This is a genomic window from Exiguobacterium indicum HHS 31 (assembly GCF_001939065.1).
Taxonomy (GTDB): domain Bacteria; phylum Bacillota; class Bacilli; order Exiguobacteriales; family Exiguobacteriaceae; genus Exiguobacterium_A; species Exiguobacterium_A indicum.
Genome location: NZ_MPSZ01000004.1, coordinates 82,865 through 108,681 on the forward strand (window position 1 = coordinate 82,865; position 25,817 = coordinate 108,681).

26 protein-coding genes are annotated in these 25,817 nt (G+C 46.4%); 15 read left to right on the forward strand and 11 right to left on the reverse strand.

All coding sequences use genetic code 11. The features are described from left to right. Positions 1 to 15: 15 nt before the first annotated feature. Complete coding sequence (locus tag N179_RS11210; protein ID WP_075642896.1) at positions 16 to 1,653, reverse strand: glycosyl hydrolase family 28-related protein; 1,638 nt, start codon at positions 1,651 to 1,653, stop codon at positions 16 to 18. A 141-nt stretch (positions 1,654 to 1,794) separates the two neighbouring features. Between N179_RS11210 and N179_RS11215 the strand changes: the two genes are divergently transcribed. The 3 genes from N179_RS11215 to N179_RS11225 all read left to right on the forward strand — a co-directional run bounded on the left by N179_RS11215 (position 1,795) and on the right by N179_RS11225 (position 4,609). Beyond that, complete coding sequence (locus N179_RS11215; protein WP_075642897.1) at positions 1,795 to 2,562, forward strand: hypothetical protein; 768 nt, start codon at positions 1,795 to 1,797, stop codon at positions 2,560 to 2,562. Between the two features lie 128 nt (positions 2,563 to 2,690). Beyond that, positions 2,691 to 3,674 (forward strand): YhdH/YhfP family quinone oxidoreductase, encoded by a 984-nt coding sequence (locus N179_RS11220; protein WP_075642898.1) that lies wholly within the window; start codon positions 2,691 to 2,693, stop codon positions 3,672 to 3,674. A 68-nt stretch (positions 3,675 to 3,742) separates the two neighbouring features. Continuing rightward, entirely contained in the window at positions 3,743 to 4,609 is an 867-nt protein-coding gene (locus N179_RS11225) for an SH3 domain-containing protein (RefSeq protein WP_035395562.1), read from the forward strand. 105 nt (positions 4,610 to 4,714) lie between these two features. Here N179_RS11225 and N179_RS11230 read toward each other — a convergent pair whose 3' ends face one another. The 3 genes from N179_RS11230 to N179_RS11240 form a co-directional block, all read right to left on the reverse strand. Next, complete coding sequence (locus N179_RS11230) at positions 4,715 to 6,211, reverse strand: M4 family metallopeptidase (RefSeq protein ID WP_023469756.1); 1,497 nt, start codon at positions 6,209 to 6,211, stop codon at positions 4,715 to 4,717. Between the two features lie 173 nt (positions 6,212 to 6,384). Then, entirely contained in the window at positions 6,385 to 6,816 is a 432-nt protein-coding gene (locus tag N179_RS11235; RefSeq protein WP_023469755.1) for a GyrI-like domain-containing protein, read from the reverse strand. 19 nt (positions 6,817 to 6,835) lie between these two features. Continuing rightward, entirely contained in the window at positions 6,836 to 8,323 is a 1,488-nt protein-coding gene (locus tag N179_RS11240) for an HD-GYP domain-containing protein (protein WP_055969624.1), read from the reverse strand. A gap of 256 nt (positions 8,324 to 8,579) precedes the next feature. On the opposite strand from N179_RS11240, the gene N179_RS11245 reads away from it, so the two are divergent. The 5 genes from N179_RS11245 (at position 8,580) to N179_RS11265 (ending at position 14,244) form a co-directional block, all read left to right on the forward strand. Further along, on the forward strand, positions 8,580 to 10,970 hold the full coding sequence (locus tag N179_RS11245) for an immune inhibitor A domain-containing protein (RefSeq protein WP_035395567.1): 2,391 nt from the start codon (positions 8,580 to 8,582) through the stop codon (positions 10,968 to 10,970). A 273-nt stretch (positions 10,971 to 11,243) separates the two neighbouring features. After that, positions 11,244 to 11,444 (forward strand): cold-shock protein, encoded by a 201-nt coding sequence (locus tag N179_RS11250; protein WP_023469752.1) that lies wholly within the window; start codon positions 11,244 to 11,246, stop codon positions 11,442 to 11,444. A 119-nt stretch (positions 11,445 to 11,563) separates the two neighbouring features. After that, entirely contained in the window at positions 11,564 to 12,529 is a 966-nt protein-coding gene (locus tag N179_RS11255; protein ID WP_023469751.1) for a ring-cleaving dioxygenase, read from the forward strand. Positions 12,530 to 12,607: 78 nt separating this feature from the next. Beyond that, the gene (locus N179_RS11260; RefSeq protein WP_023469750.1) at positions 12,608 to 12,907 is read left to right on the forward strand and encodes a DUF3817 domain-containing protein; all 300 of its coding nucleotides are present in this window, start codon (positions 12,608 to 12,610) and stop codon (positions 12,905 to 12,907) included. A 104-nt stretch (positions 12,908 to 13,011) separates the two neighbouring features. Continuing rightward, positions 13,012 to 14,244 carry a DEAD/DEAH box helicase gene (locus N179_RS11265; protein ID WP_023469749.1) on the forward strand — a complete coding sequence of 411 codons (1,233 nt, stop codon included), beginning with the start codon at positions 13,012 to 13,014 and terminating at the stop codon, positions 14,242 to 14,244. 66 nt (positions 14,245 to 14,310) lie between these two features. Here the strand turns inward: N179_RS11265 and N179_RS11270 are convergent, their stop codons facing one another. The 3 genes from N179_RS11270 to N179_RS11280 form a co-directional block, all read right to left on the reverse strand. After that, positions 14,311 to 14,724, reverse strand: coding sequence for a DUF2231 domain-containing protein (locus tag N179_RS11270; protein WP_023469748.1), 414 nt, complete (start codon positions 14,722 to 14,724; stop codon positions 14,311 to 14,313). A gap of 79 nt (positions 14,725 to 14,803) precedes the next feature. After that, a complete protein-coding gene (locus tag N179_RS11275) occupies positions 14,804 to 15,973 on the reverse strand; it encodes a sensor histidine kinase (RefSeq protein WP_075642899.1) in 1,170 nt (389 codons plus the stop codon). After that, complete coding sequence (locus N179_RS11280; protein ID WP_075642900.1) at positions 15,966 to 16,643, reverse strand: response regulator transcription factor; 678 nt, start codon at positions 16,641 to 16,643, stop codon at positions 15,966 to 15,968. The genes N179_RS11275 and N179_RS11280 overlap by 8 nt, the downstream gene beginning before the upstream one ends. Before the next feature lie 101 nt (positions 16,644 to 16,744). On the opposite strand from N179_RS11280, the gene N179_RS11285 reads away from it, so the two are divergent. Genes N179_RS11285 through N179_RS11295 form a run of 3 tightly spaced genes read left to right on the forward strand, consistent with a single transcriptional unit; the run spans position 16,745 to position 18,521 of the window. Further along, positions 16,745 to 17,053, forward strand: coding sequence for a hypothetical protein (locus N179_RS11285; protein ID WP_075642901.1), 309 nt, complete (start codon positions 16,745 to 16,747; stop codon positions 17,051 to 17,053). An 11-nt stretch (positions 17,054 to 17,064) separates the two neighbouring features. Beyond that, the gene (locus tag N179_RS11290) at positions 17,065 to 17,955 is read left to right on the forward strand and encodes an FAD:protein FMN transferase (protein ID WP_035395574.1); all 891 of its coding nucleotides are present in this window, start codon (positions 17,065 to 17,067) and stop codon (positions 17,953 to 17,955) included. Further along, positions 17,943 to 18,521 carry a ferric reductase-like transmembrane domain-containing protein gene (locus tag N179_RS11295; protein ID WP_075642902.1) on the forward strand — a complete coding sequence of 193 codons (579 nt, stop codon included), beginning with the start codon at positions 17,943 to 17,945 and terminating at the stop codon, positions 18,519 to 18,521. The genes N179_RS11290 and N179_RS11295 overlap by 13 nt, the downstream gene beginning before the upstream one ends. Before the next feature lie 9 nt (positions 18,522 to 18,530). Here the strand turns inward: N179_RS11295 and N179_RS11300 are convergent, their stop codons facing one another. The 4 genes from N179_RS11300 to N179_RS11310 all read right to left on the reverse strand — a co-directional run bounded on the left by N179_RS11300 (position 18,531) and on the right by N179_RS11310 (position 21,740). Continuing rightward, complete coding sequence (locus tag N179_RS11300; RefSeq protein WP_035395579.1) at positions 18,531 to 19,316, reverse strand: alpha/beta hydrolase family protein; 786 nt, start codon at positions 19,314 to 19,316, stop codon at positions 18,531 to 18,533. Between the two features lie 132 nt (positions 19,317 to 19,448). Further along, positions 19,449 to 21,005: an ABC-F family ATP-binding cassette domain-containing protein gene (locus N179_RS11305; RefSeq protein ID WP_023469741.1), complete on the reverse strand. Its 1,557-nt coding sequence runs from the start codon at positions 21,003 to 21,005 to the stop codon at positions 19,449 to 19,451. 31 nt (positions 21,006 to 21,036) lie between these two features. Next, positions 21,037 to 21,210, reverse strand: a complete 174-nt coding sequence (locus N179_RS17055) for a hypothetical protein (protein WP_023469740.1) — start codon at positions 21,208 to 21,210, stop codon at positions 21,037 to 21,039. Positions 21,211 to 21,296: 86 nt separating this feature from the next. Next, positions 21,297 to 21,740: a hypothetical protein gene (locus tag N179_RS11310; protein ID WP_023469739.1), complete on the reverse strand. Its 444-nt coding sequence runs from the start codon at positions 21,738 to 21,740 to the stop codon at positions 21,297 to 21,299. A gap of 147 nt (positions 21,741 to 21,887) precedes the next feature. Between N179_RS11310 and N179_RS11315 the strand changes: the two genes are divergently transcribed. From N179_RS11315 to N179_RS11330, 4 genes are all read left to right on the forward strand, one after another. After that, a complete protein-coding gene (locus tag N179_RS11315) occupies positions 21,888 to 22,217 on the forward strand; it encodes a hypothetical protein (RefSeq protein WP_035395686.1) in 330 nt (109 codons plus the stop codon). Further along, positions 22,214 to 23,437 (forward strand): glutathionylspermidine synthase family protein, encoded by a 1,224-nt coding sequence (locus tag N179_RS11320; RefSeq protein ID WP_075642903.1) that lies wholly within the window; start codon positions 22,214 to 22,216, stop codon positions 23,435 to 23,437. The genes N179_RS11315 and N179_RS11320 overlap by 4 nt, the downstream gene beginning before the upstream one ends. After that, positions 23,434 to 24,069: a Rossmann-fold NAD(P)-binding domain-containing protein gene (locus tag N179_RS11325; protein WP_023469736.1), complete on the forward strand. Its 636-nt coding sequence runs from the start codon at positions 23,434 to 23,436 to the stop codon at positions 24,067 to 24,069. Before N179_RS11320 ends, N179_RS11325 begins: the two co-directional genes overlap by 4 nt. A gap of 239 nt (positions 24,070 to 24,308) precedes the next feature. Beyond that, positions 24,309 to 25,802, forward strand: a complete 1,494-nt coding sequence (locus N179_RS11330) for a peptide MFS transporter (RefSeq protein WP_023469735.1) — start codon at positions 24,309 to 24,311, stop codon at positions 25,800 to 25,802. Positions 25,803 to 25,817 lie beyond the last annotated feature (15 nt).

Here is a 25,817-nt window from a genome sequence, read left to right on the forward strand (position 1 = left end):
ATCCTGTCATTTTGTTCATACTTGTGTCGACTGGGCGCGAATCGGTACTTTGAATCCGGTCGCGATGAATCGTTCCATTTCCGGTTCCGATTTAGCGTTTAAGCCAACTGTTCCGTCTCCTTTTAATGCCACGTTCGTCAGCTTGACATGCGTGATGTCTGGACCGATCGTAATTCCGTGTTTAGCGGAATCCTCGATCCGAATATCACGAAGGCGTATATCCTCAGCCCCGTTTTCTCCACCAAAGATTTGGATGTCCGTTTTCGCTTGACGGAATCCGCTCATCTTCAACTGACTGAGCGTGACGTTTCGTGCCTTATATTGAATTCCGATCATCGGTTGTTCTTGATAGTCATAATACGGATCACCGAGCACCGTAAAATCATGTATGACGACGTTACGGTAAGCGGAAACGACGAGTGCGCGCGGTTTTGAATTCGCATATAACTCCGTATACTGAGGAGTTTGAGCGATCAAGCGCGTTGCGATGATATTGTAAGCCGTCTGAGACGTCGGATCACTTGCTTGATGGTGTCCGATATGTCGGAAGTTAAAGGCACGATGATCATCAATCGATAGGTGACCGACGATTTTGACGGTTGAGGCAGCAGAAGAGGTCGCATGTGCCTTGATTTCGAGTCCACCGAAACACCGACTTGTTGCGTTGTTGAACAACCAGACGTCGCGTGATCCGTCATCGATCTCGATTCCATTTGAATTGGAGAAGCCTTCTGCATGGGCACGTCCACTTGGGTCATGCATGAAGCAGTTCGAGATGAAAAGATGGTCACTGTGGTGCGTCGTGATTCCGTCATCGCCGAATCCGGAACCGGTCAATCCGTCGAACCAGATGAATGAACTACTTAAGTTCGCGCGGGCGCCGTCCCCGTTGTAATTGTAATAGGGCGTCGAGATATCGAAACAGTGAAGCCCCGGGTTGACGGCCTCGACATCAAAGACCCAGGCATAGGTGACATGCGCATATGTGAGACAACTGGAGTGGTTGCCCCATGTGCTACTTTTTTTCGCGTCACCGATGCGTTTGATGTTCCAATCGAGCGTCATTTTCTCGACAAGAAGATGATGATTGCCGAGAAGATAATTTTGATTCGTCACGAGACGACGGCCTTTTGGTGCCTTATCGTGCATCTTTAAGATTGTCTTCCCTTTGCCTGCCCCCGTTAAGATCGTGTAACTAGGTAAGCGAATCCCCTGAACGACGTACGTACCGACCGGGACATGGACTTGTCGATGTCCATCACCAAGCGCGTCGATGAACGCTTGTGTATCATCCGTCTGTCCATCACCGACTGCGCCAAAAGCAGTAACATCGACGGTTTCGACATCGCTGATCAAACGTTCGAACTCATGATTGAGACGACCGAACCAACTTGGTCGAACCTCATCGCTTGGTGTTACGAAAGCGGGTGTCAGCGGTAGAATATGTTTATCACGGTTCGTCAAAAATAATGGTGAAATCATCGAACGAAGCGTTCGACTGAGGTTAGGATTGCGTCGTGGTGCAATGAATGCACTATCGTGTAGCAGTTGCTCCGCTTGTCGAACTGCTTGTTCGTTGGTTGACGTTTCAACGTATTCCTGAATCAACGCCGCATTTTGATACGGATCATGCGTGTGATCGAGTTTTAACATGAAATGGTTCCCCTCTCTGAATAGGTCTGTCTACCTTTTCCCCTCTCCTTACACAATCATTCCTCGTTTCAAGACATCCATAAAAATACACAAAAATTTTTAATATGGATTATAATGGTATTTAAAAGAGGGGGTCTTCTGATGTCACTTCGAAAACGACTCGTAATTGGTATCGGACTGATTTTGCTAATCTTAGGAATCGGTAAGCCACTGACAGAAGCGGCTTTTCAAGCAATGAAGCCAAAAGCGGTTCAGACGTCTGGAATCGAAATGAATAGATCATGTAAACCGAACTGCAATAAAAATGGAAAATTGTTAAACATTCCTTTTCTTTCGTGGTTGCCGAAAAAGAAGATAAAAAATGATGAAGATTTGCGTGTTTGGGACACGAACGAAAAGCCGAAAAAGCAGAAAGATCTTAAACCGAAAAAGAGTAAGGTGGTCGTTGTAGGGGTTAAAAATGCTAAGAGAGGTATGAATGGAAAAGGGGGAGCGCCCTCATCGATGTTACTGGTGAGCTTGCTTGTTCTCCCTCTATTCATCATAAGCTATATCGTTTGGCGGAAACGTCGAAAGACCAAGAAGCACAATGAAGAACTGATAAAAACTGACCTCCAAGTACAGCCTCCCCATAATGACTTTATTTTGACAGAGGAACAAATCGATCTACCAGATGCCTGGATTCGCAAACAGCTCATCCAGTTCAATCAGATCCTACCGGTCCGTTTACAGCGGCATGATACAGAGACGTTTCAGGAATGGTTCCTGCGTATCGGATTTCAACCTTCTCATCTCTTAATAAAAGCCTATCTCTTAGAACGATACACAGAAAAAGCTACTACGTTATCGGAGAGGGACAAGCAAACGATTCAGGGAGAATTCGGAGCATTTATGCATCAGTTTGATTGAAAACGCTCGAGACTTGCTGTTGTATATGATCCTCAATCCCTGTCGCTTCTTTGAAAAACGGCAGGGATTTTTAGTGTGTCGATGGAAACAACAGGGTATAGAGAAGCACAAGCGAAAGGAGAGAGATCATGGAACACACTTTTTCAGCATTCGTCGTCCGAGAAGTCGACGGATCGTATGAGGGGAACATCGAGACAAAGAACGTCGATGATTTACCAGAAGGAGACGTCCTGATTCGTGTCACGCACTCATGCGTCAACTATAAGGATGCTTTATCGATGTCGGGTAATCGTGGGGTGACGAAATCCTATCCGCATACACCGGGCGTTGACGCAGCAGGATACATCGAACAAACGACAGATGAACGATTTCAAACCGGTCAAGCCGTCGTCGTCAATGGCTTTGATTTCGGGATGAACACTTCGGGCGGATTTCAAGAATACATACGTGTACCAGCCGATTGGGTGACGCGACTTCCAGAATCCATTCATCCATTAGAAGCGATGCAATATGGAACGGCTGGATTGACGGCAGCGCAATCGGTTGATGAATTATCGCGAATCGTCTCGAAGGATGCAGGACCGATCCTCGTGACGGGAGCGACGGGTGGCGTTAGTACGATTGCGATTGCTTTACTGATTCGCTTAGGGTACACGGTACATGCCGTGACCGGAAAACGAGTAGAACAAGAACGGTTGCTTGAAAAGGGAGTGGCTGAGGTACTAGATCGTGCTACGTTCCTAGAAGAAACCGATCGTCCTCTAAAAAAGGGGCTTTATGCCGGTGTCATTGATACGGTAGGGGGACCATTGCTCGCGTCCGTCATTCGCTTCGTACAATATGGTGGTGTCGTCACGACGTGTGGGAACGTCGGTGGGGCAGAAATGACGTTGACAGTTTATCCTTTCATCCTACGTGGCGTCCGCTTGATCGGAATCGATGCGGTGCAAACACCAATTACCTATCGCGAAGAGCTATGGCAACGTTTAGCGAGTGACTGGCAGGTCGATCTTGCGTCAGAAGTCGACGTCAAAACACTAAACGACTTACCTGAAGTCGCAGAAGCCTTGCTGACTTCACGTCATCGTGGTCGAACTGTCATCGAAATTTAAATATTTCGAGTAAACATTGGTGGTATAGTGGGGAAAAACTGTGTCGACTTTTTCAGGAGGAACCATACATGAGTGAACACCAACAAGAACAAGAACGACAGTCGCGTCGAGAAAGACGGAAACAAAAACGAAATCGTCGAGGGATTGCCTTTGGTGGTATTCTCGCGACGGTATTCATCGTCGGTGGTTGGTTATATATGTTGACGAACAACGACGCCTCTCAAGCAACATCGACGCTCGAGAAGCCGAAAACGACCGATCAAGCAACGAAAAACGATGAGTCGAAGAAAGAAACAGCAGCGTCGAAAGATAAAAAAGAAGCGAAAAAAGAAAAGAAAAAATCAAAGAAAAAAGCAGCAGAGTATGCGCAAGCGGCTTGGGTGACACGTCCGTTCGCGAATGTCTATAGCGATGCGAGTCGTAGTAGTGTCATCTACAAAGCAGATTTAGGTGATGTCTATGAGGTGTTAGATGCGAAGGACGGCATGGTTCATCTCAAACTCAATGACAGTATCGAAGGGTACTTACCGGAAAGTGAAGTTCGTTTAGAAGCACCAAAAGGGACATCAGACAAAGCCGTTCTTGCGGCGCTCTCACAAGCAGTCGCCAACCAACCGATCGACAAGCCGGAGCAGTATCTCGGAAAACCGATCGCTGAATTCGAAAAGAAGTACGGTGCCGTCGGTAATACACAAAAGGATGCCGTCAATACGTACTACTTCTCGAATGCTGGATATCTGCTCGTTGTCTCGGACGGAATCATTGAAGCAATCGACTGGACGAATGCGTCGACTGGTGGATTATCGACACTAGGTGAACCCGTCGTCGATACGAGCTATGGTACATGGTACGAGGGAGAATCCTTACAACTAAAAGTGTTCCCGGACAACGGCAAGATGCGTCTACGTCTTGCGCGTGATCCTGGACAAGAATGAATGAACGGCGGATTCGCTTCAAGCGAATCCGTCTTTTTTGCGCAAAAAACCTCCCGAGTCCGACACTCGGGAGGAAATATGAAAATCCTTTGGGAGGAGATTTTCTTAGTAGACGCCTACTGCATCAAATGATTTCGCTGCAGCTGTTGCTTCCGCACTTGTTGAACCGTAGAGGTCTTTTGCCGATTGAATGACTGCTGCACGGAGTGAGCTGAAGTTCGAGTTCGGAGTCAAGTACGTGTTGAGGGCACGGTAGTAGATCGCACCGAGTTTCGGTACACCGATTCCTGTGACAGATACGTTGTAGAACGTTCCACCGTTACCGAGGAGGTAAGCAGCTTTGTTGATGATACCAGAGTTGATATGGACACCACCGTTATCTTGTGTACCTGTGTAACGTTTTGAGTAGTGATCAGGATCGCCGTAAGCAGCTGGGTTCGACATCGAACGGAGTGCGTCACCGCTAACTCCAGGTGTGTAGATGTCTTCTCCTACGAGCCAGTCGAAGTTCGATCCGACTGTATACTCAGCTACTGTACCCATGATATCTGAAACGGCTTCGTTGATCGCACCAGATTCGTTTTGGTACACGAGACCAGCTGTGTATTCTGTGACAGCGTGTGTCAATTCGTGAGCGACGACGTCAAGTGCGCCCGAGAGTGCGACGAATGTCGTGCCATCTCCGTCACCATAGACCATCTTCGTGCCATCCCAGAATGCGTTGTTGTAGTTCGTTGAATAGTGAACTGTTGAGTTCAAGCGTGCACCAGCGTTGTCGTAACTGTTACGACCATATGTGTTTTTATAGAAATCATATGTTTTTGCAGCGTTGACGTGTGCACTGACAGCAGCGCGGTCATATGTCGCGTTAAAGACGTTATCTGCATCTGCCCAGAGTGTTCCTGGGAGTGATGTCCGGTTTTTCGCGTCGTATGTGTAGACACCTTTACCACGCGTCGTATCTTGAAGATAGTACGTTGAACCGCTCAACGTCGTATTGAATGTTGCGCTTGTACCAAGTACTGTCGTACCTGTTGCGTGAGCGAGTTGGTCAAACTTGTTAAGTACTTTACCTGAGTTCGCATCGATGAAGTATGTCCAACGTGATGGCTCTTTGCCCGCGAGGACAGTCGATGTGACTTTGTATGCATACACAGCATCATCTTTTACTGGATAGATGACGAGTTCTGCTTTTGGAGCGACTTCGAATTTAGAAGCCTTGATTGCTTTTTGATAAAGCTTGATCGCTTTCTTTTCAGAGAGCGTTGCTTTTTTCGCGAGACCTGGTTTTCCTTTAACGTTGATCGCATCGTTTACGACTGCTTTCAAAGTACCGTCTTTCGCGACGTTCCCGACGACGACACTACCAAAGACAGGGACGCCATCCACTTCTTGTTGGAGACGTACGATCTGTGAAGATCCGTCTTTTTCGACGTTCTGAACAGCAAAGTCACCTTTTTTGTTCACGAAATCTTTAACGATCGTTGCAGCTGGTTCTGACGAAGCTTTCGTGAGTTTACCAGACTGAAGACCTTCTGCACCTACGACTGTAGGAACAACAAGTACACTTGCGACAAGCGATGTAGCGAGAAACTTTTTCAAAATAAATCGCCTCCTTGTTTGGGTTGAGTCTAACTATGCCAAAGAATGAAGAAAGCGAGAATAAGTCATTCGAATTAAATCGAATTTTCTGAATATAGTCCGTAGTACCTGGACTGAATTATTAACTGTAAAAGATATTTCAAGACGAAAAAAGAACCATTCAAGAGAATGGTTCAGCGAATGCGTTGGTAGAGATGGTGGACGTCATCTCGGGTCTCATCAATTTTAAAATCATGTGGATCAAGCTCGATTCCTTGCTTTGAAGCAAAGCGTTGGATTTTCTCGAATGATTTCCAAATTTCGATATCCGGTCCTTCGTGCTTCCAGAAGACATAACGCGCAGCTGGAATCCGGTGACCTTTCATTCCTTTTGGGATGCCATCGAGTGAGGAGACGGGATACCCGACACATTGGGAGTATTTGGTTCCATTTCGTTCGAGTGAGATATCAAGCGGATAGCTATCTGGCTTTGCAGGAATCTCATGTGAACGTCTTGAAAATTCACGCCAGAGTTCCGGCATCAACGTATGCAGTTCGTTTTCTTCGCAAGTCAGTCCAAGACCAACAAAATAAAATTCATGACGTTCCACGATTTTCGGATGCATGAGAATCTCCTTTCCGTATTTATGACACGTCTTTGATTAGCGAACGTTTCAAGTCTAGAAAAAGACGCGTAAAGGTAGCATCCCATTGTGTACCCATGCCTTCTTCTAAGATAGATAAAGCTTTCTCAACAGGCATTCCCTTACGATAGGGACGATCGGATGTCATCGCATCGTAGGCATCGGCAATGGCCATGATTCGACCGAACAGTGGAATGTCTTCTCCTACGAGACCTTCCGGATACCCCTTTCCGTCGTAGCGTTCGTGATGGTACTTTACCCCAGGAAGAATCGGTTGTAACGTCTTTGGGAGCTGAACTTGCGATAGAATGTGCACACCGATGACAGGATGTTGTTGGATGATCTGAAATTCTTCGTCAGTCAAGCGTCCTTCTTTCAACAACACATCATCTCGAATCCCAATCTTTCCGATATCATGTAATAGCGCTGATTTACGTAACAACTCGATTTGTTCGTGCGGCAGGTTTGCAGCAGTAGCGATTTCGACGGAATAGGCAGCAACGCGAAGCGAGTGTCCGGCCGTGTAAGGATCCCGGGCATCGAGTGTTGCCGCAAATAACGTAAACAGACTATCGAGCAATTGCTCATTTTGTTCATCGCGTTTTTTGATTCCTTCCATCATCAGGTTAAAGCCGGAGACGAGATGAGAAAATTCATCAGAATAGGGATTCGGTAACGAGATGAGTCGATTATTTTCGACATCTTGAATCCCTTGCTGGAGAATCGCAATCGGCTTTCGGATGTTTTCATAAAGAAGAAGACTACAAAACGTCGCGACGGACAAGATGACGACTAAGATGAGTGTCGCCCAACTCCAGTAGGAACGAAGGCTCTCATTTTCCGTTAGTTGTACAGCTGAGGCGAGAACGAACAGCATGACCGGAAAAACGCCGATGATCAAGGTGCTGATGAGCATCTTGTGTCTTAACGTGACAACCGTCGTTTTTTTCGGAACATCGAATCTGCGATCAAGAGCATGTTTCTCTAAAGTAAGTAGCATCTGCTCCGTGACACGATAAGTCAGAAAAAACTCGATCAAAGCGTGGAGAATTGCGACGAGGACAGCACCAAAACAGGCGAGACCGATCAAATAGTACGGCATTCGTAACCATCCTTGAGAGATCGCGAGTGCCGTTAAAAGTGACGAAGGAACCGAGAGACCTAAGAAGTGTGGTCCCATGATTCGCTGAACTGTCAGAACCGGAAACCGATGCGCTGTCCGATAAGCATTTTGAAAAGAAGACAGCGAAGGAAAGTCAGTTTGAAAGAAGTATCGTAAAGAGCGAACATGCTTTGAGTAGACGAGATATTCTAATAAAACCATTAAACTAACAGAAAAAAACATGATACCAATTAGAATGAGTTGTTCTGTACCGGTAAAAGTCAGTGTCTCAAAAATAAATAGACATCCGACGCCGAACACAGCGACAAATGAACCAATTAAATAGTTTCTAAGCAAATGACGTTCAAAACGTTTTATAGCGCTCATTGTATCCTCCTTATGTAATCATCAGAGTGATTTCAGCGTACCGTGAAACAAAAGAAGAAATCCGGTCATTTTTACAAAAAAGGAGAGTGATTTTTAAAATAACCGATTAATTTAAATTCCAAAAAATAGGTATGGTCGAAAAGAACTAATTATCTTAAAAGCGATTGATTAACGAAATAAAATAACCTATGATTTGAATATTCAGAAAAGTATAGTAATCACATGCTTTTCACTACTACATAGGGGGTCAATTCACGTGGGGAAAAAGAAACAGCTTAGTCTAGCCGTTCTATCTGGAATTACGGCAGCTGCTTTTGCTGTTGGTCCGGTGTTACCTGGTGGGCAGGTAACGTCCGTACAAGCAGCCGAAAAAGTAGCACCTGGTGCACCGATGGATTTAAACACGGTCGATCAGGATCGATTAGCAAAAGTGCTTGAAAAACGTGGGGTCATTTCAAAAGCAGCTTCAACAGAAGCAAAACAACAAGCCGTTCAAAAGTATCTGGACAAAAAGGCGAACGGAAAACCGGCTGCTGATCACGATCATGATCATGAATCCAGTAAAGAAGCAGCATTTGATAAGAAGACAAAAGACTTCTTAACAAAGCAAAAGGAAAAACTTGCTAAACAATTGAAGAAAAAACACGGAAACTACAAAAAAGGCAATCCAAACGGCTTCGTCAAAGTAGATAAAGCGAAACAGGCAGCCTATAACGGTGCAACACGGACGGATAAAGTCCTTGTCCTCCTCGTCGAGTACAGCGACTTCAAGCACAACAACGTCGTTCAAGAACCTGGATATATGTACTCAGATGACTTCAATCAAAAACATTACCAAGATTTAATGTTTGGTGATAAAGAATTCGAACTTTTCAATGGTGACAAAGTAAAGACGTTCAAACAATACTATGAAGAACAATCAGGTGGTAGTTATTCAGTCGATGGTACGGTATCGAACTGGTTGACGGTTCCTGGTACAGCGAAGGATTACGGTTCAGATAATCCTGCTGGTGGAAACGATAACTTACCGGGATCAAAAGGACCACGTGGTCTCGTCAAGGATTCGTTAGCGGCAGCTGTTAAAGCTGGCATTAACTTAGCAGATTACGATAAGTTCGACCAGTACGATATGGATGGAGACGGTGACTTGAACGAACCAGATGGTCTCGTCGATCACTTGATGATCATTCATGCGGGTACGGGACAAGAAGCAGGTGGCGGTACTCTTGGTGACGATGCAATCTGGTCACACCGCTGGACGTTAGATGGTGTTCATCCGGTAGCAAATACGACAGCAAGTGTTGATTACTGGGGTGGAAAAATGGCTGCTTATGATTACACGGTGCAGCCTGAAGATGGTGCGGTTGGTGTCTTCGCGCACGAATTTGGTCATGATCTTGGACTTCCTGATGAGTACGATACGAAGTACACGGGTCAAGGTGAACCAGTCGCTTCATGGTCCATCATGAGTGGTGGTAGCTGGAACGGAAATATCGCCGGAACAGAACCAACAAGTTTCTCACCACAAAACAAAGAGTTCTTCCAAAATGTGATGGGTGGAAACTGGGCGAATATCCAACAAGTTGATTTTGATTCCTTAGATAAGCTAGGAACAGCTTCGTACCTCGATCAGAGCGTCACGAAATCGAAAAATCCAGGAATCATCAAAGTCAACTTACCGAAAAAACCGGTAAAAGGCATCGCACCGGCATTTGGTAAAAAGTATTACTACAGCACAAAAGGGAACGACTTGCATACATCCATGACATCCCCGGAGTTTGATTTGACGAATGCGAAAGAAGCGAAGTTCGACTTCAAAACATTGTATGATATTGAATATAACTACGACTTCTTGACTGTTACAGCGACGGCGGATGGACAATCAAAAGTCATCGATACAATCGGTGATGAAGATACAGATGGAGATCAGCGCGCTGATTCTACTAAAGGAGCATGGGTAGATAAATCGTACGATCTCAGCGAATTCGCGGGTAAAAAAGTGACATTGAAATTTGATTACGTCGGAGACGCTGGTCTTGCGCTAGATGGATTCGCACTTGATAACGCGAAGCTAACGGTTGACGGTAAAGTCGTCTTTGAAGATGATGCAGAAGGTACGCCGAAATTCACGCTTGACGGTTTCGTCGCATCAGACGGTTTCTCTTACGCAGATAACGCATACTACCTCGAATGGCGTAACTATGCAGGCTCGGATAAAGCACTCGAGCATGCACGCGGCGTGAAGTATAACACAGGGCTTGTCGTCTGGTACGGTGATTCGAGCTTTGACGATAACTGGGTAGGTGTTCACCCAGGTGAAGGATTCCTTGGAGTCGTTGACTCACATCCTGAAGCAATTGTCGGAACACTCAATGGTAAACCGGTCACGACAGGAAGCACACGTTACCAAATCGCAGATGCTGCGTTTAGCTTTGATAAAGCACCTGCATGGTTGATTGATTCGCCATCACGTGGAACATACGATTATAAAGGTCTCCCAGGTGTGACAAAGTTCGATGATTCGAAATCGTATATCAACCAGTTGATTCCGGATGCAGGGAAACTACTCCCGAACAATGGTTTGAAGATTGAAGTCATCGGTGAAGCAAAAGATAACTCTGCTGGAGCTGTCTGGATCCACCGTTAAAACAGAAGAACAGGTTCAGTTTCGGCTGAACCTGTTTTTTGTTTTAGTTATGTAGAAGAAGTGGAATCAATTGGAAAAACATTGGTCTGACAACTTGACTTTTAAAGCGCATCCATTCTATACTTACGTTAGCTTAATATTGTTATTGTCATTACGGATTCACATCGTGTCACGAACAATCTTTTCGTTGCTCCATGTATTTCGGGACAATAATGAATTCTTTTCATATGCCCAGCATATGTATTAAGTAATTTATTTTTGGAGGTTGTTCCCATGAACACAGGTAAAGTAAAATGGTTTAACGCAGAAAAAGGTTTCGGTTTCATCGAAGTTGAAGGCGGAGAAGACGTATTCGTACATTTCTCAGCAATCACTGGTGAAGGCTTCAAAACTCTTGACGAAGGTCAAGAAGTTGAGTTCGAAATCACTGAAGGCGCACGTGGAGCACAAGCTGCTAACGTCGTAAAACTTTAATTTCAACTATTCAATCGTCCCTTTTCGGAGGGGCGGTTTTTTATTAGACTAATATCTTGAATTCAAGATAAATGTGAGATATACTCCAATTACCAAATCATTGACAAGGAGTGAGGAAGATGGAATTACTCGGAATTCATCATGTATCGATCTTAACAGGCATGGCGGAACGCAATTATCAATTCTACACACAAATACTTGGCATGCGTCTGATCAAAAAGACTGTCAATCAAGATGACACGACATCGTATCATTTGTTTTATGGAGATGCGGAAGGGAATCCAGGAACGGACTTGACGTTTTTTGATATTCCGCATCTTGGAACGGGCGTACCGGGGGCATCGAGTATCTCTTCGACATCGCTTCGTGTCAAAACAACGGCTGCACTTCATTTTTGGAAACAACGTTTTGAAGCGAAAGGTGTGGATCACGATGAAATCGTCGAGCGAGCAGGGCGTCGAACACTCGCCTTTCGTGATCAGGAAGGAACACGTTTGATTCTCGTCGCAGAAGATGGTGAGGTAGGTGTCACAGGTGGTGTACCATGGCCGCAAGAAGAAATTCCATCGGAGCATGCAATCGTTGGACTAGGAGCCGTCACATTGACGGTCAACGATCCGACGTTGACGATCCGTGTACTGACGGAAGTCATGGGATTCCGAAAAGTAGGTTCTTATCCATCTTTAGCAGGTGACTTTGCACCGATTGAAGTCTATGCAACGGGAGAAGGTGGTATCGGAGCAGAGGTTCATATCGAGGCACGTCCAGATCTCGACCGAGAACGTCTTGGTCGTGGTGGCGTCCATCACGTCGCGTTCCGAGTACCGAACAGTGATGAATATGAAAAGTGGGTCGAACGCCTGAATGCCTATCACTTACCGAACTCTGGTAAAGTCGATCGTCACTATTTCCAAGCTCTTTACTTCCGGGAACCGAACCATATCTTATTCGAACTCTCGACAGATACACCGGGATTCGCGACGGATGAGTCGGTTGAAACGTTAGGGGAGACGCTTGCGTTACCACCATTTCTTGAACCAAAGCGAGCTGCCATCGAAGCGCGGTTACGTCCACTTGAAATCTGACAATCCTGTGACACAGGTCACAGAAGGATCGTCCATCCCGTATACTAAGAACAGGAATCAAGAAAAAGGAGTGACGGGATGTTAAGAACTACGCTTGGGCAATTCCGAATGATTGCGATACTAGAAGGAATCTCGTTTTTAGTCTTACTGTTGATTGCGATGCCGTTGAAGTATATGGCGGATATTCCGCAAGCTGTTTCGGTCGTGGGTGCACTTCACGGTGTCTTGTTCGTCATGTATGCACTCTGGCTCGCGGTCGTGAAATTCAAATACGATTGGTCGATCGTCAAAGCGGGGATTGCGTTCATCGCATCATTCATCCCGTTTGGTACGTTCGTGCTCGACTGGAAGCTAAAACAGGAAGCAACAAACGCGTAAATTGTGTATACTGAATAGAGCACGGCTGTGGATAACTGTTTTTGTCTATGCGAAGCAGGTTATCCACAGCTTTTTTCTGTGGATAATTTTTAGGAGGATATATCATGTCAACATTTGAAACATTACACATCAGTGACCTGTGGATAAAAAAATTACAAAAACAAGGCATCAAGGAACCAACACCGATTCAAGAACAGGCGATTCCGTCATTACTCGACGGACGCGACTTGATTGGTCAAGCGCAAACGGGAACAGGGAAGACATTAGCGTTTCTCTTGCCAATCCTTGAGCAAATCGATGTCGAATCACAAACAGTACAAGCATTGATCGTCGCACCGACACGCGAACTTGCGCGTCAAATTGCCGATGAGACGCATAAACTGATTCGGAACACGGAACAGTACCGTGCGCTTGCTGTATACGGTGGACAAGACGTCTTTAAACAGATTCAACGCCTCGGTCGGATGCCACAAATCATCATCGGGACACCAGGACGAATTCTTGACCACGTCGGTCGCGGTACACTTGATTTAAGTGAATTACGGACGCTTGTCTTGGATGAGGCGGACCAAATGCTGCAAATCGGTTTCTTGCCAGAAATTGAAGACATCATCGAAGCAGCACCGGTTGATCGTCAATTCGTCATGTTATCTGCAACGATGCCACCGAAAGTAGAGGAACTGGCGAAAACGTATTTGCGTAATCCAGTCGAAGTACAGGTGGAGGCGGAAAGCATTACTGTTGAAGCGATCGAACAGTTCGTCGTCGAAACAACGGATCGCCGCAAGCAAGCGACACTGCGGACGATGCTTGACGAGATGCGTCCGTACGCAGCCATTATTTTCTGCCGTACACAACGTCGCGTTAGTAAATTGAACGAAGAAATGCAGATGCAAGGGTATCCGACGGATGAATTGCACGGTGGACTAACGCAAGGGAAACGTGAAAAAGCGATGGCGAAGTTCTATCAAGGAAAAACACAATTCCTGATCGCAACAGATGTTGCTTCGCGTGGACTTGATGTGACAGGTGTGACACACGTCTTTAACTATGATTTACCGGATGATGCGGAAAGCTACGTTCACCGGATTGGTCGGACAGGACGTGCTGGGAACGACGGAATTGCCGTTTCCATCGTAACACCAAAAGATGGTCGGACGTTCCGTGATATGGAACGGGAATTGAACATCTCGGTCACGCCGATCGTCGTCGAATTGTCTGAAGAAGCGATTCGCGCACAGCACGATCAAAGTAAAGGATCACGGAAGACGACAGAAGGACGTGGAAACACACGTCGTTCGAATAACCGTCGCCCGGGACGTGCACATCGTAAATAAACAGAAACAAGATAAAAAAGCCGGTCTACTTCTCTTATCAAAAGAGAAAATAGACCGGCTCTTGTTTTATTTGGCGTAGACCATCTGACCACCGAGATGACCAGTATAAGCAAGTAGTCCGCTACCGACGATGGCAACAACGAAACTGAGTAATAAAAACATTTTTTTGTTCGAGCGGTAACCTAACAAAAGAAATAACAGCGAGACACCAAAGGCAACAAGACTGAACAGTGCAAAATGCTCATGATTTTCGATGGCAGCATGGGTAACGCTGCTTAAATTCGCTTCCGCATACTCTTCTGCTCCGTCTCCAGACAAATAGGCAGCGACTCCGGAAATCAGACCGACGACTAACGTAAAAAGGGCAAACAGTTTGAATTGTGTCCACTTCAGACTGATGAGTAATAGGATCGTCGCAAATAATAAAAGTGCAATCGGTGCATGGACAAGAAGTGGATGAAGCGGTACGTTCCCCAACATATCAAAAACCTCCTTGGATAAGTATGGTAAAGCATAATTTCACTTTACCCTGCTTATCTGACAGTTAACTGACACCGTTTTAAAGAGTTGGGAAATGAATGATGAACCGTGTACCTTCACCTAATGTGGAATCAATGGAAATCGTTCCGCCATGTTGCTCCGCAATGGATTGAGCGATTGATAACCCAAGACCGGTTCCTGTTCCGTGACGCGAATGGTCCCCCCGGTAAAAACGCTCGAATATTTTAGTTTGTTGATTGGAAGCGATACCGATTCCGCGGTCCTGTATCGTCAACTGGCGTTCTGTAGTAGTTTCTTCGAGAGAGACATCAATGACGTCATCGCTGTAGACAAGAGCATTCTCAAGAAAGACCGTCAATAAGCGGTTCAATTGATGGGTATCTCCCTTCATGCGTAAGTCAGGCATTATCGAAGCGTGGATGACGCGATTCGAGTAGGCGTGCTGAAAACGTTCGACGGTCTTTTGAACGAGCGAACTAAGGTCAACTTCCTGTTTCGGTGAAGGTTGTCCTTCTCGCGCAAGCAATAATAAATCAGAGACTAAATACTGCATGCCTGCCGTTTCTGCTTTAACGTCCTCTAGAATCGTACGCCCTTCATTCGAAAGTGATTCCGCTTCTAGCAATTCAATCCCGCTGTAGACGATTGTCAGAGGTGTCCGTAGTTCATGTGAAGCATCGGACGTAAAACGACGTTGACGATCGAATGCTTGTTGCACCGGAATGACGGCTCGACCAGCAAGGATATATCCGACTAGCGTCAGGACAATCGTTGCGAGCACCGCGATCCCCGCCAGAACGGCAATCAATCGCTGTAAGGTGTCTTCGGTCGGAGAGATGTCCTTCATCAGTAGTAGCCGTCCTTCTTCGGTACTCCGTTGATACAGCAAGAAGTGTCGATCATCCCATTCCACTTGTTGCGTCGTATCATTCGAGCTTAAAAAACGGCGCAGTGTTTTGGACTCGACGTCTGGCGGCAGACTTGCATAGCGTTCGTTTCCTGAACCATCGAGTAACTGGAAGTAGATCGGATTTCGAATGAAGTGATCCTCCCCATGCTCGATCCGTTCGAAGATATCTCGATCAGATACGCTCTTCAATTGATTCAATTCCATTCGATTCAGCAATTGAGCGTTCGTGACATACACACCAATCAGGATAAGGACTAGTACAAGAAAAAACGAGCCACTGAATAACAAGGTCAGTCGTTTTCGAATCGATTCAAGCATGCGGATCACCTAAACGATAACCGAATCCGCGAACTGTCCGAATCAAATTAGGAGCACCGACCGCATCTAATTTTTTTCGAACGAGTCGGACGAGCGCATCGAGCGCGTTATCCGTAATATCCGCCCTGATCCCCCACACGACTTCGATGATCAATTCACGACTCATCACCTGTTCAGGTCGTCTTAACAGTAAGGAAAGGAATTCAAATTCACGTCGTGTTAAATCGATTGGATGTCGCTCGTAAGAAATCGTTTGTGAGGACAGATCGAGGAGTAGTCCATTGAAAGAAACCGTCGACACGAATGCCTTTTGTTGACGACGACTGAGCGCGCGCAGTCGTGCCAGTAATTCATTCGATTGAAACGGTTTAACGAGATAGTCATCGGCTCCACTATCGAGACCATGAACGAGATCGATTTCCGTATCGCGAGCAGTCAGCATCAAGATGCCGCCTTCAAACTGTTCTTGCCGTAAGGTAGCGGCGACTTCGACTCCGCTCTTACGAGGCATCATCCAATCGAGAACGAGTAAGTCATAGCGATACGTCTGACATTGGAGGAGCGCTTCCACTCCATCCTGCGCAACATCTACCTGATATCCTGCCCGCTCCAAATGGAGGCGTAACATCTTCGCAAGACGCTGATCATCTTCTGCTACCAAAACGCGCATGCACATCGCTCCTCTTTTTTTCTCATTATCCCATAGTTGCCGTCAGTTAGTTGTCAGTTTTTTTCGATACAGTAAACGTAACAAGAAGGGAGAGGAAACAGATGAAACCAAAACCATTTGCGAAATGGCTCGTCGGGCTTAGTAGTTCCGTCTTCATCGGACTTGCGATTGGTCAGTTGAGTGTCAGTTCGAACGATTCCTCTACGACACCTGTTTCGACAGGCGATACGTATTCGAACGATACGACGCTACCATCTCAAGGGAATCAGTATAGCGATGATGATGGCGAATACGAAGGGGATGATGGATATTACGAAGATGACGATGATGATCAATGGCAAGGTGATGAATCGTCTGGCTTCAGTCAACCCGGTGGATCAAGTGACGGTCAGTCTAGCCATTCGAGGTAAGGAGGAGGAAGATGGAGCGACAATTGTATGCGATGCATAATCAGGTGCGGTTCGTGACGGATCAGCCGATCGATGAAGCAGAATGGGAGGAACTTGTCCGATTCTTTCATTATGTGGATCGGCAGTGGTCACGCTTTGATAAGCAAAGTGAAGTCAGTCGATTGAATCGCTTACGGATCGGCGACACGTTATCTGTGTCCTTACCGTTAGCCCGCTTACTGGCCCGCGCCACGCGATACTTCGAGCAGACCGAACGTTATTTTTCCCCATTCCTGCTGGCGCAACAACAAGCCAATGGCTATCGCCAATCATTTCCCTTCACACAAGCTGTCGCTTATGAAGAGGTTGCTCCACCAGAGATCGCCCCGTTCATCATTGAAGGATGTGACGTGACGCGAGTCGGAGGCGGTTTTATCGACCTAGGTGGAATCGGAAAAGGAGCTGCCGCGATGATCGCAGCGCAGCGACTACGAAAAAGCTGGAGTCGTGGATTGATTGAAGCGGGAGGTGACGTCATCGTCTGGTCCGAGGAGGAACCATGGAATATCACGATCACGCATCCCGAGACCGAACAACGCGTCGCTGACATGCAATTACGACAAGGTGCGATTGCGACATCGAACCGTGTCTATCGATCGTGGAAGACGGACGGACAGACGCATCATCATTTGTTAGATGGACGAACAGGACGTCCGACGAGAAGTCCGATTCTTCAAGTGACGGCATCTGCGCCACAACTCTATGAAGCCGAAGTCATGACGAAGCTTGCCTTTCAGATGACAGAGACAGAACGTCAAGAAAAGCTGTTTCGTTGGTTTCCAAAAGGACGATTATTGATTTTGGATACTGCTGGGGAATGGCGAAGTGAACAGAAGGGAGTGAGTGAGACATGGACTGGATGAAATGGTTGTTCTCAACATGGACGATGATCCGGTTGAGTGGATTAAGTGGGCACTTCTTCATGACGATTTCTGTCTTAGCGGGATTGCTCGGTTCCTACCCGGCACTCAAAAAACAAAAAGCACGACTGCATCACGTGCACTTATATAGTGGCTGGGCAGGTTTGCTCGCAATCGTCCTTCATGCGACGCTCATCATCGTCGATTCATACGCACCACTGACGATCTTTGAAGTCCTGATTCCGGGCCAAGCTTCTTATGAACCACTCTGGAATGCGCTAGGAACGATCAGTCTCTACTTATTCGGATTCGTTCTCGTGACTTCGGATTTCTTAAAGGAGACGTTAGGCAAGACGCTTTGGAAATTGACACACTGGCTGGTCTTACCTGCTTGGCTATTAATGACGGCACATGGTCTTTTCATCGGTACGGATACCGGAACCCTGTTCACGACGATCTGGTACGCTATCTCAACACTGACGATGTTTACGCTCGTCCTTTATCGGATACGGATCCGTCCTGTGCAACGGACTCGAACTTCAGCAAAAGAGCGCTCAGTCATACGCTGAGCGCTCTTTTCATTGTCGGGCGAGCCAAGCTGTCCATTCGTTAAAGGCAGCGTCCCGATTCTCGATATAGTTGTGATCACTATCGACAATCGCTTCCTCGAACGGACTGTCGGATAGCAATAAGTCATGATGGAGTGCTTTGATCGATGTTTCGTCCCTTTCTGACGTCATAAGCAACATCGAGCGATCGGCTAGACGTTCTTTTAGCGTCAGTAAATTCCAAGTCGTATGATGGTGCTTCAACTCATCGAGTAACGCGTCAGCAACGGCACCATTTAGGAAACCAGCTCCTCGTTCGAGTACACCGTGTAGCGCAGCTTCGTATTCCGGATGTTCGAGGACGAGCTGACCGACGAGACCAAAATTAAACGGAGAGATTCCGACATAATGTGCAGCCTCTGGTGTCTCAGCAAAAGCATGTAGACCGGCGAAACCGCCCATGCTATGACCAACGACGGTAATCTGATCCGCCTTGATGCCATGTTCGGCAGTGAAAGACTCTGAGCAGACGTGCTGTAGTGTCGCGGTCGCGTCTTCCAAAACATGTTGGAATCGGAAGGTTCCAGGGCTCCCGATCGTTCCACGATACGACGTGACGAGTACATGGTACCCTGCACTTTGAAGTTGAACTGCCCAGTCCATGTTCAACTGTTTCCCGGGAAATCCGTGGAAGAGGACAATCAGTGGAGCATTCGCTGTATGTTCAGGTGAATAGAGACGGGCAATCAACTGTTCTGAACCACCGCTTGGAACATGGAGATAGGATAGTGTTGCCTTTTTCGTGATCGTTTCCAAAAAAACACGCTCCTTCATAATCATTTTCTAAGTCTTAGTGTGCGTGAAGATGCACGATCATGCAATGATTAAGTGTATGAACTAAAAAGATGGGATACCCTTCTGGGCATCCCATCTTTTGTATGGTGTAGCTTAGAATACTTTTGTCGTCCATGATTCACAGTTCCATAAGTCTGTCGCAACAGCTTCATAGAATTCTGGTTCGTGTGAGATCAACAGGACGGTTCCTTTGTACTCTTGTAACGCACGTTTTAATTCTTCTTTGGCTTCGACGTCCAAGTGGTTCGTCGGCTCATCGAGTACGAGGATGTTCGATTCCGTATTCATCAATTTACAAAGACGGACTTTCGCTTTTTCCCCACCGCTGAGCACTTCGATTTTCGATTCGATGTGTTTCGTCATCAAACCACACTTCGCGAGCATAGCACGGACTTGTTGTTGTGTCAGAGACGGGAACGTATTCCAAATCTCTTCGATACACGTATTCGAGTTCTTCTCTTTAACTTCTTGTTCGAAGTACCCGATATGCAAGTTCTCGCCTCGCTCAACGACACCCGAGACAGCTGGAATTTCACCGAGCAAACTCTTGAGCAACGTCGATTTCCCGATTCCGTTCGCACCGTGCAACGCAATCTTCTGCCCACGTTCGATCGTCAGATCAAGAGGGCGCGAAAGTGGCTCATCGTATCCGATGACGAGACCTTTTGCTTCGAACATCAATTTACTTGGTGTCCGTGCTTGGAGGAAGTGGAACTCTGGTTTTGGACGCTCTTGCGCAAGTTCGATGACATCCATCTTATCGAGCTTCTTCTGACGCGACATCGCCATGTTCCGTGTCGAGACACGGGCTTTGTTCCGGGCAACGAAGTCCTTCAACTCAGAGATTTCCTGCTGTTGACGCTTGAACGCGGACTCGAGTTGCTTTTTCTTCGCTTCATGGATCGTGACGAAGTTGTCGTAATCACCGACATAACGATTCAATTCTTGATTTTCCATATGATAAATCAAGTTGATGACGCTATTGAGGAATGGAATATCGTGCGAAATCAAGATGAACGCATTCTCATATTCATTCAAGTAGCGTTTCAACCATTCGATATGCTGGACATCGAGATAGTTGGTCGGCTCATCAAGTAAGAGAATGTCCGGTTTTTCAAGAAGGAGTTTGGCGAGCAGGATTTTCGTCCGCTGTCCACCACTGAGCTCTTGTACATCCCGGTCGAGTCCGATCTCATCGAGCCCAAGACCGCGCGCGATTTCTTCGACTTTTGCATCGATCGTATAGAAGTCGTTATTCGTCAGAATGTCCTGCAAGACGCCGACTTCTTCGAGCATCTTTTCCAGTTCTTCTGGCTCGACTTCGCCCATTTTACCGTACAAATCATTGATTTCCTGTTCGATGTCGAACATGTACTGGAATGCACCTTTAAGTGCATCGCGGATGGTTAATCCTTTTTCAAGGACAGCGTGCTGATCCAAATAACCAACGCGTACATGCTTCGCCCATTCGACTTTTCCTTCATCCGGCTCAAGTTGCGACGTAATGATGTTCATGAACGTCGATTTTCCTTCACCGTTCGCACCGACGAGACCGATGTGCTCGCCTTTTAACAGGCGGAAGGAGACATTTTCGAAAATGGCGCGGTCACCGAATCCGTGACTTAAGTTAGATACCGTTAAAATACTCATAATTACTCCTTATTTCATGAATTCCTGTGACTTAGACGCCTGTCCGTTTTTTCTGGTTGTTTGCTTTTTTCGTCTGTTGGCTCGTCAATTGTTTCGTTTGTGTTCCTTGTAAGCCAGTCGGACGTTTTGTTTGCGCTTGTTTTTTTGCTTTCAAGCGTTCGATCATTGCCTCTTGCAATGATAGTTTTTTTGGTTGTTCACTCATGTTCGTTCACCTCGATTGATTCGTTCTTACTTTCTAGTATGCCAAAAAAAACGTCTCTTGGAAATGAAGAGACCTGATTTTACATCTCAAAGTGTATCGGCAAGATAGACGACGTAACAATTTCGGTCGATATCGATTTCACAGCTGTCACGCTCAAACACACCGTGTCCTTCGACTTCAATTTTGTCCTTGATCAAAAAACGCATCGCTTGGACGTGATTCGGAACCGTTGATGTCTTTAAGAGCGGTTGCGCGCTGTCAGATAAATATTCTCTGAACTCGATATGAATTTGATGCGGTGGATAAACGCGTTCTTCTGTCGCACGCGGTGATGCCTTGATATGATCGACAATCAATTGATCGTAATCACCTGCCATCTCATTGGAACGAAGCTCGTATTGATGTCCTTCGATGATATGAAATTCGCAGAGTTGGTGGGCGATGATCTCTTCCGGTTCAATCGCATAACGATCATATTGATAGATCGGATGGAATTCACCATTTTCTTCAACGTAGTAGGCAAGTGACATGCGTAAATCCTCCTTTTCGTTCTATAGATACTATTACCACATTGAAGGAAAAAAAGTTCCGACAGAACAAAGAAACTTTTCTCTCCAAAAAAGCGTATACTATCCATAACGAGAGTCAAAGGAAAGGGGACTGAGACGGTGAATTGGATGAAACAAGCGACACTAGCTGCAACACTGTTGATCGGAACGACACTGAGTGGGTGTGGATCGGATGATGCACGAGCGGAACGACCAGATGATCCGGATTGTGATGACTATGAGTATGATAATGATGAAGGCGTTTGGTACTGTGATGATAGTTCATCAACCCATTCAGGATACTATTACTGGGGTGGTAGTTATTTCGCATCACGTGCCTTGATGCATAGTGCGATGCGAACGAAAGGGTATACGCCGAAATCAAAAGAAGTAAAGAGTTATAACACGAAGACAAAGGGATTCGGAACAGGCTCATCTTCCGGCTTTTTCGGCGGATGAATAGACGACAAACCTTTTACGGAGACATCGATCGTTTTTGGGATGTGCTAGACGGGGAACCGTACGCTGTGACGGAAATCATGCCCATCTCGGAAGAACGAATCGACCAACTGCATATCGCGGCGCAAGAAGTTTACAAGATATTTGAAAAAGTACTTCCGATTCTTCGATCGATGGATGATGAGGCACTGCTCGAGCTGGGCTTTCCAGTTGAAAGTCTCGCTTTTTTACGACTCGAGACGATGCGACCGTTGACCGTCATCGGACGCTTTGATTTCATTGCGACGGCAGATCGTATCTCACTCATGGAATGGAACGCGGATACGCCGACTTTCATTAAAGAAGTATTTGAAGTCAATGATGTCGTAGCGGAAAAACAAGGTTTTGAACGGGTCAACGATGGGGAAAACAAATGGCTGAAGGCAACTGTCCGTCGTGCGATCGAAGCCGCGATACATCGGACGAAACAGCATCCGCATGTCGTCTTCACCTCACATGGTGACCACATCGAGGATCGATTGACAGCTGAGTATTTGCAGTCGTTTTGGAGTGATGCGACCTATTGTCCACTTCATGCATTAGAGATTCGTCCGGAAGAAGGTCTGTACGATGAGGCTGGTAAAAGAATCGATATCTTATATCGTCAAACCTTTCCGATTGAGATGGCCTTACTTGACCGGGATGAGGACGGAAAAAATTTAGGACAATTACTCCTGCAACTCGTCGAGACGGGTCGACTCGAAATCATCAATCCACCGTCTGCCTTTTTAATGCAAGCTAAGTCGGTTCTTGCATTGATCTGGATGTTGCATGAAGCCAATCATCCGTACTTGAGCGAAACGGACCATATGACGATTACGCGTTACTTTTTACCGACGTACTTATCCGCTGATCCATTCATTTCAAGCCAGAGATCATTCGTTAAAAAACCAATCTTCGGGCGTGAAGGAGATACCGTGACGGTCCATGATGGACAAGGACATATCATGCTAAAGAATGAACAGCATACGTTTCGTGATCAACCGGCTGTTTATCAAGCGTATCAAGAATTACCGACGTACTCACTTCAGGAAGAGGGAGAAGTCGCGTATATGTATGGTGTCTTTATTTTAGGAGGAAGACCAAGTGCGATTGGTGTACGTGCCGGAGAACGGATTACCGGAAACCGTTCCTATTTCGTACCAATTGGTCGACAGCATGAAGGAGGGAGAAACGTATGAGAGCAGCAATTTTAGGAGCATCTGGTCTAGTCGGACAAGAACTCGTCGATCGTTTGTTGGCAGAAGATGCGTATAGCGAGGTACATGTTCTCGTTCGCCGCCCGATGCGCCGTTTTCATCCGAAATTGGAAGAATGGGTGATTGATTTTGATCGTGTGACAGAAATTGAACTACCTGTCGTCGACCATGTCTATTGTGCACTGGGCACGACGATCAAACAAGCAGGATCGCAAGAGGCATTTCGTCAGGTTGACTACACATATCCGATTGAACTTGGTCGTGAATTGTTAGACCTCGGGGCGACACGATTTGCCTTGATTTCGGCGCTCGGTGCCCATCCGAATGCGAAAACCTTCTACAATCGCGTAAAAGGGGACACGGAAAACGGATTACGTGTACTCGGATATGACGCGTTATTGATTTTTAGACCGTCATTGTTGCTAGGGGATCGAGATGAATTCCGCTTAGGCGAACAAGCGGCTGCGAAAATTTCGACGGTTTTACGCCCCTTGTTGAAGCGGAGTGCCATTGCTCCGATCGAAGCTGGTCAAGTCGCTGCGGCGATGATCCGTGAAACGTTACATGCACCGCCTGGAATTACAATCATTGAATCGAAACAGATGCAATCCTGAGCAGTCGAGTAGTCGACTGCTCTTTTTGTTATTCTTGTAACGTAAATAATATTTGACTCGTCAAATGATTTGCGGTTGAATGGTAAAGTGCTGTCTCATATATAAAAAAAGAAGTGAGACAATTCAGGCAAAACAGTGTATTCGTATCCTATCTGTTTCGTCACGCTTATCGTTTGGGGAAAGCGGGAAAAGATGATGGATTATGCACTTATTTAGGATTGATGAAAGGAGCCGATCATATGGCAGAGTTTGATCGCGATCAGGTCTACAAGACCGTTCCGCAAAAAGGATTCTTCGGGAATCCGAAAGGGTTGTTCACCCTCTTCTTCACTGAGTTTTGGGAGCGTTTCTCCTACTATGGCATGCGTGCCATCCTTATCTTCTACATGTACGATTCAGTTGCCAACGGTGGTCTAGGTATCGATAAGACGACAGCTGCGTCAATCATGGCAGTTTATGGTTCGCTCGTCTACATGTCAGGGATCATTGGGGGATGGGTAGCTGACCGTTTACTCGGTACGTCACGCACCGTCTTCTATGGTGGTATCTTGATCATGCTAGGGCATATCGTCCTTGCTTTACCAGCAGGCATTACAGCCCTCTTCATCTCGATGGGACTTATCGTCATCGGTACTGGTTTCTTGAAACCGAACGTATCGAATATCGTCGGTGATTTGTACAGCAAGACGGATAACCGCCGCGATGCTGGTTTTAGTATCTTCTACATGGGGATCAACGCTGGGGCATTCCTCTCACCACTCGTCGTCGGTGAAGTGGCTGACCGCGGTGGATATCATGCTGGTTTCGCACTCGCTGCCATCGGGATGTTCGCAGGACTTGTCGTCTTCGTCTTGACGAAAAAGAAAAACCTTGGTCAAGCGGGTACGTATGTCTTGAACCCATTAAAAGGGGACGAGAAAAAACGCTTCATCACGATCGCATCAATCGTTGTCGTCGTCGTTGCGGTACTCGGTGTCGTTGCATCGATGACAGGACTGTTGACGATTTCTCGTTTTACTTTAATGGTCACGATTCTCGGGATCTTGATTCCGATTGCTTACTTCACAGTCATGCTTCGTAGTCCAAAGATCACGGATGATGAGCGCTCACGTTTGATTGCGTATATTCCGTTGTTCATCGCAGCAGCGATTTTCTGGGCAATCCAAGAACAAGGTTCATACGTCCTCTCGATCTTCGCAAGTGAACGGACGAACCTTTCATTCTTAGGATTTGAGATTCAACCGGCATTCTTCCAATCGTTGAATCCGCTCTTCATCATCGTATTAGCACCTGTTTTTGCGAGCTTCTGGGTCAAACTCGGTGACCGTCAACCAACGACGATGCAAAAGTTCTCGTTTGGTCTTCTGTTCGCTGGACTTTCGTTCATCGTCATGACACTACCAGGTATCCTGTTCGGTGTGGAGACGTCAGTTAGTCCACTCTGGCTTGCACTGAGCTTCTTCCTCGTCGTCATCGGTGAGCTCTTCTTGTCACCAGTCGGTCTATCGGCAACAACAAAACTGGCGCCGGCAGCCTTCTCAGCGCAAACGATGAGTCTGTGGTTCTTGACGAATGCAACAGGTCAAGCGGTCAACGCACAAATCGTTAAATACTACACGAATGATACGGAGATTTTGTACTTCGGTATCACAGGTATCGTTGCCGTCATCTTCGGATTACTCTTGTTCGCTTTCGCACCAAAACTTCAAAAATACATGCGCGGTATTCGCTGATGCATGAAAAAAGAC